Here is a 13,785-nt window from a genome sequence, read left to right as displayed (position 1 = left end):
TATAATAAATAACCCCGACACGTTTAATACATGTACTTACACTATCTTAATTTTGATTCGTTCCACTCACTTACGCAAGAGCTGATACTGAGGTAAGCTTGCAAAAATTTCTAACGCCAACGCTTCAATATACGTATGGACAGTTAGGTTACGATGATCTGCCATATTTAATCCAAGTATGGTTTCTCTTTCACTAAATATACCAAATTCTCGAGAAGGACGAATTATTCCTTTTGCTGCCATCGTTTGCAGCTGAACTCTCCTTAATCTTGAAGCAACCGAATTATAAATTCCTTTATATCTACAACACGTGGATATATTGGTTCCTCCTCGGTTCCTGTTATTATCAGTGGTACAAGAGATTCTTGTTTGTGCAAGGAACCGTGTGCTGCACCAGAAAGATGGACAGGTGATGATTGCGCCTTAAACTCACAGCCCGGTTTCGCATTGACGACAATGAAACGCCCCGAATGGGAGTTGAAAACACTATACAACCGAGCTAACGCATCTGGATAGTTACCATAGGTGACTCTTTTTTCAGTGGTCAGATTTAAATCTAGAATCTTAGCATCCCCTTCTATACTCCATGATTGATTATAAATATCAGTAAATTTCCCGGAAGGGCGATATTTCAGTGACCCTTCTTTCATACCAGATTCTACATGAATGGAGCTTTCATTTTTCCAGGCTATAATATCGATCCTCTCATCGTTTTTGAGCTGTTCGATAATAGCAGACAACGGCAGACTGTCATCCAGTACATAAATATAAGACATCCGCTGATTTACACATAGAACGATCTGATCTTTCTTATGTACTGGGCGTCTTATTCGGGAGATACGGTATTTTTTTAACCATTTTCTTAAATCAATGACAAATTCTCGATGATTTGTTCCTGTTGCAGAGTGACCATTATCCCCCATCACTAGCCATGCATTTTGATTAATTGCTTCCTTCCAGCTTGGATACAAATCCAATATTTTTTGAATTTCCTTATCAATCTTTGTGATACCTTTAATATCCATCGGCCCCTTTAAATGAATTCGGGCATCCATGTCCTGAAATATACAGAAGGTAAATGAAGGAAGTTTGTTCTTTCTAATAAGATACTTAAGTTCCCGAGCAGTATATTTATAGTTTCCAGCAGCTATTTGCGTTGCGAATCCCCATGGACGTACTTTTGAAAAGGTTCCCAAAGAAAAGATATTTGCTGCTTCCGTTGTCCACTTTCCATTTTTAAATCGCGTCAAGGCACTGAATAACTTTGGTGTTTGCAACTTTTGCGGGGTGTTTCCACGATATACAAAGGAATTAATGGAAGCTGAATTCATCCCCCTTTTAGCTAATTCCTCATAAATTGTAGTGACTTCACTGCTCAGATGCTCATTATTCAGTCGGAAAAGCATATTATGGACCGTTCTGCGAATCCCTAACCTAAACGTTTCCCTAAAACCAGTACCGTAGTTAATAATCTCTTTTTTGGAATTATCGAACCAAGTTAAACCAGGTATATGATGTTGGTCAGCATAAGTACCTGTCAAAAGGCTGCTGTCGATTGTTACCGACATGGTTGGAAATGAAGTCACCATATTCGTAAAATAACTACCATTTTCCATCAAAAATTGTAAAGCAGGTGCTCGTCCTGTTTGAATAGCTAATTCCAGCGGTTCAGACATCAATGAATCGATGTTCAGCAAGATTACAGGTTTTTTCGATTGTGTGTTTTTTTTCATAATTACCATCCTCGCACGAGATTCAATATGTGAATTTCCCCCTCTTTGCTCTGAATCGGTTCTATTTTCTTTTAAGCAACTATTCAAAGACCAGCAAGAAGCTTCAAAAATCTACTATAAAATAATGATTACTATGTGTTTAGCTTATAGAAATAATTCGAGAGGTTGTCCAAAACGTGAGCAGTTTTCAATCCAAAATAATTGGGTCCTATTTTATTATTTTGCACAATATCTATAATTTCATGAATGTAAGTTACTCAGCCATGCGCTCAACAAGCTCATTCGAATTGATTTGATATTGCATCAATATTAACTGCTACATATCACTTTCAACAATTAGGAACAAATAAAAATAACCCTGCCACAGATATTATCGTGACAAGGGTGACAAGGGTTTGCATTTTCCCTCTATAGTAGAATTTTATCTCATAAGGTATAACAACCTTGAACTACGAACAAACTTGCTTTCTTTATAATCTATAATATCTATGCTTTATTGACATTTACATGGCATCGGCTTTTTCGCCAATCCGCTCTTTCCTTTTTCCATGCATGAAGAAATAAAGTACTATCGTAACGAAAACCATGAGCCCCATCATGAAATATAAGCTGCTATATCCAGTTAGCGGAATCAGATAGCCAAGTAAATAAGGACCGAATCCAAGACCAGCATCAAGCGCGATATAGTAAGTTGATGTTGCTAATCCAATCCGATCTGGCGGTGTCACTTTAACCGCTATTGCTTGGGTAATGGATTGCATGTTTCCGAATCCAAGGCCAATAAGAACACCAGCTGCTAATAAAGCAAAACTATTCGTTGTAAAGCTTAGAAGCAGTAATCCTGCACCAAACAGAATAAAAGCTGGATACATAACAGTATTTTCACCTTTTAAGTCCATTAAGCGACCTGTAAATGGACGTGATACTAGGATAGCTACTGCATAAACAACGAAAAAGAAGCTTGCCACCTCGACAAGACCAATCTCGATTGCATAGAAATTAATAAAAGAAAGAACACTTGAATACCCAAGTGATACGATAATTACAATGAATGCAATCGGCAGTGCTCTTGGTTCCACAAAATCGGAAAACTTAATTTTCCTTCTTTCAGCCACATTTGCAGGTTTTCCTGCAAATGGTATCTTAACAAACAGAGATATGATAAAACTAATAATCGCTAATGCAAGACAAAAGCCAAAAATCACTTGATAGCTCGTATGTGAGCTCATGTATAGTCCAAAGAAGGGTCCAATGGCTGTTGCCAGCGTAATACTCATACTGAAGTAGCCAATCCCTTCACCTTTTCGATCATTAGGAATCAACTCAGCAATAATAGTTCCTGTAGCTGTACTTGCCACCCCTAATGCGATTCCGTGTAATAAACGAGTTACAAGCAGTATCTCTATCCCTGCATGAATAAAGTATAAAAGGGATGTCAAAATAAAAAAGGTAAGCCCAAAATATAATACTTTCTTGTACCCAATAGATGAGATCATTCGTCCAATAAACAAACGCCCTACTAATGTTCCTATGATAAATATACCTGTTATAAGACCAGCTACACTCTCTGAAACATGATATTTATCGACTGCATAAACAGCCATGGTCACTAATAATAAGTAAAAAACGAAATATAAGAAAAAATTTGCTGCTGCTATAATAATAAAATTCTTCGTCCATAATTGAGATTTTGTTTGTTTCACTGTTTCTATCACTTCACTTCTTAATATTATTTTTAATTTCTTCCATCACCCGAATAAAATCAATCAATTCTGATTCCGAGATGTCTTTTAGAATTTCCTTTTCAAACTGATCAATGGTCACACGTACTTCCTCATAAACAGCTGTTCCTTGCCCAGTCAGCTGCATGCGTTTTTCGCGCTTATCTCTTCCAGCCACCTGTTCGACATAGCTCATTTCCTCTAAACTGGCAAAGGTTCTAGTGATGGTAGGCTTCTCCACACCTTGATAATGAGAAATTTCCACAAGTGTTGAAGCTCCATAATTGTACAGGTAATACAAAATGGTCCACTGTGCTCGATGCAGGTTATGTTTATTCAACAAGACATTAAGTCTATTTTCAAAAGGGCGATACAACATAATTAATTGATGGAAAAATTTCTGTGCAGATTTTATGGAAAACGCCTCCTATATGGTTATCATAGCTAACAGTTACCTAAGGTAACCATTATCCATGATAACAAAATTTCAGGAATTTGTCTATACGATGCTAAAGTTACTATTGCTAGAACAAAAGAAGCTGGGACAAAAGTATTTTTATGAAGTGAAAACCGAACATGATTGATGCAAATAACTCGCTCCGGAAATATAATTCGCTAAGTTTGTACATCGTTCGTCTTTAACATTAAGTATTTTAGTTATGTTTCAGCCTCTTCTACCTAATAAATAAAAACGAAACACAACTCTTACTAGAAAACAGTTTCTCTAATTTCCCTTTCCTCATAGTAATTCACTCTATAACCATATAGTTATCTACCTTTTTTACTATTTTCTATACTATTTAATCACGCTCCTTTCTGACATTTTACGTAGAATATCGTAAATCAAAGAAAGGAGAAAGTGTATGTTAAATTTTTCAATGATTGACTTGGTCCGACGCAATGGAAAAAAAGTTGACAAAAATATAAGGGGAGAAATGGTTAACTTTTATCGACCTTTTCGTTATATCCCTTGTTTCCTGCAAAGCTCCATAGAGCGTGTTAGAAAAAAAACAAAGAAATTACCCGTCGTAATAAAATTTGCCCCTGATTCCTTTTCTTCTGGGTTAAACGATGTAAAGGAAACAAAGTGTCGTTCTCTTCGCGAATACCCTTCTATTTCCTGTTGTTCAGCTAAATTATCCGTAAAAAATATTGAACATTTAATCACGAACTGCAACCATATCCAAAAAGTCTATTTAGACAGAAAGGTGACAACTTTACTAGATACCGCTTCCCCGGCAATAAACGCAAATGTTTTAAAAGATAATGGGTTAACAGGAGAAGGCGTAACCATTGCAGTAATCGATACTGGTATACATCCACATGAAGATTTACAAGATCGCATTATTGGCTTTAAGGATTTTGTTAATAGGAAATCTGATCCCTATGATGACAACGGTCATGGAACTCATTGTGCTGGAGATGCGGCTGGAAATGGCTTGTTATCGAATGGACAATATCAAGCTCCAGCATCCCAAGCTAATTTAGTAGGTGTCAAAGTACTAGATAAGATGGGAGCTGGTTCATTATCAACTGTTATTGAAGGAATCGAATGGTGCATCCAACATCAATCCGAATATAATATTGATATTCTTTCCCTTTCACTCGGTTCCGATGCTGTAGCACCTGCTGAAGATGATCCTGTGGTAAATGCGGTTGAAATAGCCTGGGATAACGGAATGGTTGTCTGTGTAGCCGCTGGAAACTCTGGTCCCGGAGAACAAACCATTGCAAGTCCAGGAATAAGCCCAAAGGTCATTACAGTCGGAGCAGCTGATGATAATAATACCGTTGACCGAGCCGATGATTCAGTAGCTGATTTTTCAAGTAGAGGTCCGACGATTGATGGGCTTATTAAGCCAGATTTATTAACACCAGGAGTCGATATTATCTCTTTACGAGCTCCCAGATCTTTCCTTGATAAAACCAATAAAGCAGCACGTGTGGACACTCACTATATGTCCTTATCCGGAACGTCAATGGCTACGCCGATATGTGCAGGAGTAATTGCACAATTGCTTCAACGTGATCCAAATCTTACGCCTGATCAAGTCAAAGAAAGGCTTTTGGATGCATGCGACGATTTGGGACAATCCCCACATATTCAAGGTGCTGGTTATTTAAATGCTAGTGATCTGATTGAGGACTTTGCAAATGTCGAGTAGAGGCTTACGTGTTTCTTCACTCGTATAAGTTTTACTGTTTTGCTTTTTCAAACCCTCTGTCTCCTCTAGATACTATTAGGCAGAGTTATATGTATGGTGTAAGAGCAAAAAAAGTAAGCCAAATCATCCTAGGCTTTTTCAGATAGGAATGATTTGACTTACTTTTTACTATCACCTGATTCTTAAAATAGCTCATCAACTGTCCTTGAGCTTCTTACAGCCCAAATCAGCCGGGCGATAAAGGGAATTTAGGTATTTCTTCAAAAATGTTAACCCATTTGAAACGAGCCAAATAATTTTAATAATGAGACTAAAACATGAGCCCGGCTGCCACATATAGATTATTATCCCCGTTCAACCTTATCCACCACTAATCCTTCTTCATTTTTCTTATCTTTATGGGGCACGATTCTTTTGCGTGCCTTATAAATCACAATTAGCGCGATAAACCAAACGGGCGTTATCATCAACGAAACACGTGTATCTTCTGCAATTGCAAGCACAACAAGAACAAATGTCAGGAAGGCAAGGATTAAATAATTTGCAAATGGATAAAATGGCATCTTAAATTTATTCACTTTTGCCAGATCAGGTCTTGTTTTACGGTATTTCAAATGACTGATGACCGTAATCCCCCAAATAAATATAAAGCATACTGTAGAAATACTTGTAACGAGTGTGAATACTCCTTCTGGCATTACATAATTTAATGCGACTGAAATTAAAACAACTGCAGTCGAAAAGAACAATGCATTGGAAGGAACCTTTCTTTTATCAAGCTTGGCAAATTTTTCCGGTGCATTTTTCTCTTTAGCGAGTGAATATACCATCCGGCTTGTACTGAAGATGGCACTATTACATGCTGAAGCAGCAGAAGTTAGAACGACAAAATTGATGATACCAGCAGCACCAACGATACCAACTACCGTAAAGACTTGGACGAATGGACTTTCAGTTGGGCTGATAGCGGTCCATGGATACACACTCATAATAACAAGAAGTGCACCTATATAAAAAATGATAATTCGAATAGGAATATTATTTATCGCTTTAGGTATAACTTTCTCTGGATTTTCTGTTTCTCCCGCTGTAAGTCCTACAAGTTCGATACCAACAAACGCAAATACGACCATTTGAAAAGAGAGGATGAAACCATTTACACCATTTGGAAACATACCTCCGTGGTTCCATAGATTCGTGAAACTCGCTCCACCTGCATCCGTGGAAAAACCACTTATAATCATAACAATACCTGTAACTATTAAGGCTAGAATTGCGATGACTTTAATTAATGCGAACCAGAATTCCATTTCTCCAAACAGTTTTACGGTGGCCAAGTTCATACATAATAAAATAACAAGCGCGATTAATCCTGGCATCCATTGTGGTATCGTTGGAAACCAATACTGGGTATAGAGGCCAACTGCTGTTAAGTCAGCCATTGCAATGGAAATCCAACAGAACCAATATGTCCAGCCAGTTAAAAATGCTGTCATTTCACCTAAATAATCTCTTACAAAGTCAACAAACGAATGATAGCTTAAATTACTTAACAGCAATTCTCCAAGGGCACGCATGATTAAAAAGAGAACAGCACCTGTAATCAAGTATGCGAATAATATGGATGGCCCTGCTAAATGTATTGATTTTCCTGCACCAAGAAATAATCCCGTACCAATTGCTCCACCAATAGCTATCAGTTGTACGTGTCTGTTTTTTAAACCCCTATCTAATTTTTGTTCTTGCATACAATTCCCTTCTCTCAACCTTTTTGATAATTATTAATTGATTTAGTTGCTAGTTCTTCAGTCTTTTATAAAATCATCATTTCAATTATATAACTGAAAAATCCCACATTTAAAAAAAGGATAGAGAAGGGCTATATTATTTCCATTCTCTGTCCTTTTACCTGAAAGTTTATCCTTCTATAATAGAAGGTCCCCTTTGGTGGCATAAATTGCACTCTCCAGAGTAGCGTCCTGTATTGGTGCTTTTACCTGAGAGATTAATTCCAATGGTTTTTTTGGAACTTGCTCCTTCGGTGGCGATATACTTCGCTCTCTCCCAATACAATCATCCGCAAGTTATGTAACTGTATAATATACTTAATTGTAATAACAATAGAATTTTTATTATAGCATATTATTTGATATCTCATCAATGTCATTACATTAAATTTAAAGCAGTTCCGAGATATAAATTCTTGTCCTGATCAAAACGAGTATCGTGCTGCAGCACTGGAAAAAGCAAAAAATTGTTCAGTAAACCTTCAAGAATATTAAAAAGGTCAACGGCGTCTGAATCTGTCAAATATGTAAAGAGTTTAACATTTGATTCGTGCGGAAAAGTTGAGAAAAGAAGAAGAATGGATGTTATTAAATAGATAACTAAGTAAACAGTCAAAAAATAACAGAACAGAGATTAGTAGGGCGTAAATTGGGCAATTACGTAACATTTAATAAAAAAAACCCTCGCCACAATTATAATTGTAACGAGGGTTTCCTATTATATTACCCAATAGAGCCTTCCATCTCGAATTTAATCAATCTGTTCATCTCTACTGCATATTCCATTGGAAGTTCTTTTGTAAATGGCTCGATGAAGCCCATTACGATCATTTCTGTTGCTTCTTCCTCTGTTAATCCTCTACTCATCAAGTAGAACAATTGCTCTTCAGATACTTTAGAAACTTTCGCTTCGTGCTCCAATGAAATGTTATCATTTAAAATTTCATTGTATGGAATAGTATCAGAGAACGATTCGTTATCCATGATTAGCGTGTCACATTCGATGTTTGCACGTGCACCGTCTGCTTTACGTCCAAAGTGTACAAGACCGAGGTACGAAACCTTTCCGCCTTGTTTAGAGATTGATTTTGAAACAATTGTTGAAGACGTGTTTGGTGCTAAGTGATGCATTTTTGCACCTGCGTGCTGTAATTGTCCTTTACCAGCAATAGCGATAGATAGCGTGTTACCACGTGCACCTTCGCCTTTTAATAAAATCGCAGGGTATTTCATCGTTAATTTCGAACCGATGTTACCATCAATCCATTCCATCGTTCCATTTGCATCAACTACTGCACGTTTTGTAACTAGGTTGTATACGTTGTTTGCCCAGTTTTGAATCGTTGTATAACGGCAATATGCATCTTTTTTAACAACGATTTCAACAACCGCACTATGAAGTGAGTTTGTTGTAAAGACTGGAGCTGTACAGCCCTCAACATAGTGTACAGATGCACCTTCATCAACAATGATTAATGTTCTTTCAAACTGCCCCATATTTTCCGAGTTAATACGGAAATATGCTTGTAATGGTGTTGATGTTTGAACACCTTTCGGAACATAGATAAATGATCCGCCAGACCATACGGCTGAGTTCAGTGCAGCAAATTTATTATCAGAATATGGAATAACTTTTCCAAAGTATTCTTTAAATAACTCTTCGTCTTCTTTTAGCGCTGTATCAGTATCCTTAAATACGATACCCATTTCTTGAAGATCTTCTTTCAAGCTATGATAAACAACCTCTGATTCGTACTGTGCAGATACACCAGCTAAATATTTTTGTTCTGCTTCTGGAATACCAAGCTTATCAAATGTTTCTTTGATTTCAGCAGGTACCTCATCCCATGTTCTACCTTGCTTTTCAGATGGTTTAACGTAATAAACGATCTCATCAAAATCAAGTTCTGAAAGATCTCCGCCCCATTGCGGCATTGGGCGCTCGTAAAAATGCTCTAATGCCTTCAAGCGGTAGTCAAGCATCCACTGTGGCTCTTCTTTCATTTTAGAGATTTCTTCAACGACTTTACGTGTTAATCCTCTTTCCGTTCGGAAAACAGAGACGTCTTTATCATGAAATCCATATTTATATTCTTCCATTTCAGGCATTTTTTTAGCCATTATATAACCTCCTCATTGTATTATCTAAAGCGGAATCGCCCGGTTAGCGACGTACGGACTGCGCCCCGTACTTTGGGGTGGTTCGACTTCGAACATTCCTACGTAGGAGATAAAGGAAACACGACGACCAAAGGAAGTCGATGTTGACTTTCACCGCAAGGGTATAAGTGCGACTAAGCCTCATGTTTTAGCCAGTCGGCAAGTCTTCTTTATCGTACGGAGGTGAGGGAAGTCTCGCTAGTCGCTGGGCGATGGAGCTGGACGTGGCTACTCATGCACAAGAAAAACATCCAGCAAAACTTTATATTTTTAAATTCATTTAATCTTGTTGTGCTCCCTTTTCCATTGCCTTCCATGCCAAGGTTGCACACTTGATTCTTGCTGGAAACTTGGAGACACCCTGCAATGCTTCAATGTCTTCCATATCCAATCCTTCTGTATCAATCTCTTTTCCAAGCATCATCTCAGAAAATGCTCTCGACATTTTAACTGCTTGTTCAAGACTTTTTCCTTTAATTGCTTGAGTCATCATTGAAGCAGACGACATACTGATTGAACAGCCTTCCCCTTCAAACTTGGCATCTTGTACAACACCATCTTCAACTTGCATTTGCAATTGAATACGGTCTCCGCATGTTGGGTTATTCATGTCGATTGTTACTGAATCACCCTCAATTTGTCCACGATTTCTAGGGTTTTTATAATGATCCATAATTACTTGTCTGTAAAGTGTATCGAGGTTATTAAAAGACATTCCCAAAATACTCCTTTGTTTTCAACAGTCCATTTACCAGCAGATCAATATCCTCTTCCGTGTTGTAAAGATAGAAGCTGGCACGTGCTGTTGCTGTTACATCGAGCCATTTCATCAGTGGCTGTGCGCAATGATGTCCAGCACGAACAGCAATTCCTTCTGCATCAAGTGCTGTTGCTGTATCATGTGGATGCACATCATCGAGATTAAATGTAACAAGTCCAGCACGTTTTTCTGGACCATAGATTGAGATACCATCGATCGTGCGTAGTTGTTTCATTGCATAGTCTGCTAATTTTTGTTCATGATCTAAAATAGTTTCATTACCAATTTCATTTAGAAAGTCTATTGCTGCAGCCAGTCCAATTGCACCTGCAATAATTGGCGTACCACCTTCAAATTTCCACGGCAATTCCTTCCACGTAGAATCATAAAGGTTAACGAAATCAATCATTTCGCCGCCAAATTCAATTGGTTCCATATTTTCTAGAAGCTCTTTTTTTCCGTATAAAACACCAATACCAGTTGGACCACACATTTTATGAGCCGAAAATGCATAGAAATCACAGTCAAGATCAGCTACATCTACTTTTAAATGCGGAGCACCTTGAGCACCATCAACAAGCATAACCGCACCATGAGCATGGGCAATTTGAGCGACTTCCTTAATTGGGTTAATTGTACCCAACACATTGGAAACCTGTGTCATTGCTACAATCTTCGTATTTGCTGTTACCGTTTCGCGAACAGCTTCTAATGTTATAGTACCATCGCTTTGCAATGGGATATATTTGAGTGTTGCACCAGTTGCTTTTGCAGCTTGTTGCCAAGGGATAATGTTACTGTGATGCTCCATTGGCGTAATCACAATTTCATCCCCTGGTTTCAAATTCGCTCTCCCATAACTGGTAGCAACAAGATTAATTGCTGTCGTTGTTCCTCTAGTAAAAATAATTTCAGCTGTACTGCGTGCATTAATAAATTCACGAACCTTCTCGCGAGCGCCTTCGTATTTATCTGTTGCTCTTGTTCCTAACGTATGAACACCACGATGTACGTTTGAATTATCTTCACGGTAATACGTGTTAACCGCCTCAATAACTGACAGTGGTTTTTGCGAAGTCGCAGATGAATCAAGATAGACTAAAGGATGTCCATTAACTTCCTGATTTAAAATGGGAAACTGTTCTTTAATGGCTTTAACATCCATTAATTAACTTTCCTTTCAATTACTTGAGTCAATTGCTTACGAACAGACTCAATTGGAATTTGAGATACAACAGGCTCAAGGAACCCATGAATAACCAAGCGTTCAGCTTCTTCCTTAGTAAGTCCACGACTCATCAAGTAGTACATTTGTAAAGGATCAACACGACCAACAGAAGCTGCATGACCAGCAGTTACATCATCTTCATCAATTAATAGAATTGGGTTGGCATCCCCTCGTGCTTTTTCACTTAGCATTAATACACGTGATTCCTGCTCCGAATTCGACTTCGAACCACCATGCTCAATTTTACCAATCGCGTTAAAGATAGTAGTCGCACTACCTTTCATAACTCCACGTTGTAAAATAAATGCATCGGTTTGTTTACCGAATTGGCGAATGCTTGACGTAAAGTTCTGTGTTTGTTTCCCGCGTCCAACAGTAACAGCTTTAGCCTCTGACGTTGCATTATCACCTAGTAAATAGGTAATGTTTTCGGAAACCGTATTTCCGTCATTCATTTGACCTAATGCCCAGTTAATCTTCGCATCACGTTGAGCTACACCACGACGATTTACATAGGTTGTTGTTCCTGCTGCAAAATGATCTACTGCACCATATGCAACTTGTGCATTATCATGAGCAAATACTTCTGTTACGATATTCGCTACCGTTTTTTGCTCTTCATTGTGAGAAACGTAGTTCTCCAAATAGGTGAGCGAGCTTCCTTCCTCCGCAACGATCAACACGTGGTTGAACAATGCTGTTTCAGGATCCTCTTGCCAGAAGATTGCCTGGATTGGTGCTTCGATTTGAACATTCTTAGGAACATAGATAAAGATTCCACCATTCATTAGTGCTGCATGAAGTGCTGTTAAACGATCCTGGTCAACAGAAACTGCTTCTTTCATGTAGTATTTTTCTACTAAATCACTATGCTCATTCAAGGCAGTAAAAATGTCTGTAAAAATAACACCTTTATCCTTTAAATCTTCATTTAATGTAGAAAATGCAACGGAATGATTTCGTTGAATCAACAAGTTTTCTGCTTTATTTTCTTCATCAAAGTATGCTTGTATTTCTTCAGGCAATTCAGTTGTAGTAGTAACAGCCTGACCTGATGTAAATTCATGTTTGAACGTATTGAAATTCCAATTACGGATATTGGTTTTATCCGGCTTTGGCATTTCAAGCGTGTTTACTTGAGAAAGCGCGCTCACGCGTAATTCAGACATCCACGCAGGTTCGTTTCGTTCTTTTGAAAACTGTTCTAAATAGTCTTTATCAAATGGCAGCTTTGTTTCGACAGTCATTTTACTCCTCCTAACGTTACGCGTTTTGTTCTACTGTTTCGTCTGTAATTCCTAACTCTTCTTTAATCCACTCATAACCTTCTTCTTCTAAACGTTTTGCAAGCTCAGGTCCACCTGATTTCACAACACGGCCCTGCATCATAACATGAACAAAGTCAGGAGTAATGTAGTTAAGTAAACGTTGGTAATGCGTAATCATTAGGCAACCAAAGTCTTCTCCGCGCATTTTATTGATTCCTTTAGATACAATTTTCAATGCATCAATATCTAATCCAGAATCAATTTCATCTAAAATCGCAATAGCAGGATTTATTTGCAATAATTGAAGGATTTCATTACGTTTCTTCTCCCCACCAGAGAAACCTTCGTTTAAGTATCGTGTAGCCATGTTTTGATCAATTTCAAGTAAATCTAAGTCTTTATCTAATTGCTTAATAAACTTCATTAGAGATACCTCATCGCCTTCTTCACGACGAGCATTGATTGCAGAACGAAGGAAGTCAGAAGTTGTTACACCACTGATTTCACTTGGATATTGCATAGCTAAAAACAGACCAGCACGAGCACGCTCATCTACTTCCATTTCTAGTACATCTTCACCGTCAAGGATAATACTTCCTTCTGTAACTTCATATTTGGGATGTCCCATAATTGCTGAAGCAAGGGTAGATTTACCTGTTCCGTTCGGCCCCATTATTGCGTGGAATTCTCCACCCTTTATCGTAAGGTTTACACCTTTTAATATTTCTTTGTCTTCAATCGATACATGAAGATTCTTAATTTCTAAAACTGATCCTGACATAAAACATACCTCCAAGTAAGCTATTTTCTAGTATGAAATGAATTGACATCATTCTCAACTTATTCTCATTACAATCTTAAAGCATTTCAAATTAATTATCAACTCTTTTAAGCGCACAGCTTATTACTGTTTCACCATATCAAATTAGATATAATTGTACAAATAAATAGTGCTGATGTCCG

General features: G+C 37.8%; 11 protein-coding genes and 2 riboswitches. Of the genes, 1 reads left to right on the top strand and 10 read right to left on the bottom strand.

Annotated elements, in window-relative coordinates:
* Positions 1-66 precede the first annotated feature (66 nt).
* The 4 genes from D1B32_RS24075 to D1B32_RS05055 all read right to left on the bottom strand — a co-directional run bounded on the left by D1B32_RS24075 (position 67) and on the right by D1B32_RS05055 (position 3,833).
* On the bottom strand, positions 67-243 hold the full coding sequence (locus D1B32_RS24075) for a hypothetical protein (protein WP_187393130.1): 177 nt from the start codon (positions 241-243) through the stop codon (positions 67-69).
* Between the two features lie 20 nt (positions 244-263).
* On the bottom strand, positions 264-1,733 hold the full coding sequence (locus tag D1B32_RS05065) for an alkaline phosphatase family protein (RefSeq protein ID WP_118888842.1): 1,470 nt from the start codon (positions 1,731-1,733) through the stop codon (positions 264-266).
* A 503-nt stretch (positions 1,734-2,236) separates the two neighbouring features.
* Positions 2,237-3,436 (bottom strand): MFS transporter, encoded by a 1,200-nt coding sequence (locus D1B32_RS05060; RefSeq protein WP_095309510.1) that lies wholly within the window; start codon positions 3,434-3,436, stop codon positions 2,237-2,239.
* A gap of 13 nt (positions 3,437-3,449) precedes the next feature.
* Positions 3,450-3,833 (bottom strand): MarR family winged helix-turn-helix transcriptional regulator, encoded by a 384-nt coding sequence (locus D1B32_RS05055; RefSeq protein ID WP_095309312.1) that lies wholly within the window; start codon positions 3,831-3,833, stop codon positions 3,450-3,452.
* A 484-nt stretch (positions 3,834-4,317) separates the two neighbouring features.
* Here D1B32_RS05055 and D1B32_RS05050 point away from each other — a divergent pair, with 484 nt between their 5' ends.
* Complete coding sequence (locus D1B32_RS05050; RefSeq protein WP_095309314.1) at positions 4,318-5,619, top strand: S8 family peptidase; 1,302 nt, start codon at positions 4,318-4,320, stop codon at positions 5,617-5,619.
* Between the two features lie 344 nt (positions 5,620-5,963).
* On the opposite strand, the gene D1B32_RS05045 is transcribed toward D1B32_RS05050, so the two are convergent.
* From D1B32_RS05045 to sufC, 6 genes are all read right to left on the bottom strand, one after another.
* Complete coding sequence (locus tag D1B32_RS05045; protein ID WP_095309316.1) at positions 5,964-7,367, bottom strand: amino acid permease; 1,404 nt, start codon at positions 7,365-7,367, stop codon at positions 5,964-5,966.
* 147 nt (positions 7,368-7,514) lie between these two features.
* A riboswitch (glycine riboswitch) is annotated at positions 7,515-7,591 on the bottom strand.
* A 3-nt stretch (positions 7,592-7,594) separates the two neighbouring features.
* Positions 7,595-7,696: riboswitch (glycine riboswitch) on the bottom strand.
* A 433-nt stretch (positions 7,697-8,129) separates the two neighbouring features.
* Positions 8,130-9,527: a Fe-S cluster assembly protein SufB gene (gene sufB, locus D1B32_RS05040; RefSeq protein WP_095309318.1), complete on the bottom strand. Its 1,398-nt coding sequence runs from the start codon at positions 9,525-9,527 to the stop codon at positions 8,130-8,132.
* Between the two features lie 319 nt (positions 9,528-9,846).
* Entirely contained in the window at positions 9,847-10,281 is a 435-nt protein-coding gene (sufU, locus tag D1B32_RS05035) for a Fe-S cluster assembly sulfur transfer protein SufU (protein ID WP_095309320.1), read from the bottom strand.
* Positions 10,271-11,491: a cysteine desulfurase gene (locus D1B32_RS05030; RefSeq protein WP_095309322.1), complete on the bottom strand. Its 1,221-nt coding sequence runs from the start codon at positions 11,489-11,491 to the stop codon at positions 10,271-10,273. The genes sufU and D1B32_RS05030 overlap by 11 nt, the downstream gene beginning before the upstream one ends.
* Positions 11,491-12,801: a Fe-S cluster assembly protein SufD gene (gene sufD, locus D1B32_RS05025; protein WP_118888785.1), complete on the bottom strand. Its 1,311-nt coding sequence runs from the start codon at positions 12,799-12,801 to the stop codon at positions 11,491-11,493. Before sufD ends, D1B32_RS05030 begins: the two co-directional genes overlap by 1 nt.
* A 16-nt stretch (positions 12,802-12,817) precedes the next feature.
* Positions 12,818-13,603, bottom strand: coding sequence for a Fe-S cluster assembly ATPase SufC (gene sufC, locus D1B32_RS05020; RefSeq protein WP_095309326.1), 786 nt, complete (start codon positions 13,601-13,603; stop codon positions 12,818-12,820).
* Positions 13,604-13,785: the final 182 nt, after the last annotated feature.

It is taken from the genome of Oceanobacillus profundus (assembly GCF_003515705.1).
In the GTDB taxonomy this organism is placed as follows: Bacteria; Bacillota; Bacilli; order Bacillales; family Amphibacillaceae; genus Oceanobacillus; species Oceanobacillus profundus.
This window is presented reverse-complemented; position numbering and strand designations above follow the sequence as displayed.

Excerpts from the sequence above, each read along its gene's own strand:
- sufU (WP_095309320.1), bottom strand. The coding sequence starts at position 10,281 with ATGTCTTTTAATAACCTCGATACACTTTACAGACAAGTAATTATGGAT.
- sufD (WP_118888785.1), bottom strand. The coding sequence starts at position 12,801 with ATGACTGTCGAAACAAAGCTGCCATTTGATAAAGACTATTTAGAACAG.
- D1B32_RS05055 (WP_095309312.1), bottom strand. The coding sequence starts at position 3,833 with ATGTTGTATCGCCCTTTTGAAAATAGACTTAATGTCTTGTTGAATAAA.
- D1B32_RS24075 (WP_187393130.1), bottom strand. The coding sequence starts at position 243 with ATGGCAGCAAAAGGAATAATTCGTCCTTCTCGAGAATTTGGTATATTT.
- D1B32_RS05050 (WP_095309314.1), top strand. The coding sequence starts at position 4,318 with ATGTTAAATTTTTCAATGATTGACTTGGTCCGACGCAATGGAAAAAAA.
- D1B32_RS05030 (WP_095309322.1), bottom strand. The coding sequence starts at position 11,491 with ATGGATGTTAAAGCCATTAAAGAACAGTTTCCCATTTTAAATCAGGAA.
- D1B32_RS05045 (WP_095309316.1), bottom strand. The coding sequence starts at position 7,367 with ATGCAAGAACAAAAATTAGATAGGGGTTTAAAAAACAGACACGTACAA.
- sufB (WP_095309318.1), bottom strand. The coding sequence starts at position 9,527 with ATGGCTAAAAAAATGCCTGAAATGGAAGAATATAAATATGGATTTCAT.
- sufC (WP_095309326.1), bottom strand. The coding sequence starts at position 13,603 with ATGTCAGGATCAGTTTTAGAAATTAAGAATCTTCATGTATCGATTGAA.
- D1B32_RS05065 (WP_118888842.1), bottom strand. The coding sequence starts at position 1,733 with ATGAAAAAAAACACACAATCGAAAAAACCTGTAATCTTGCTGAACATC.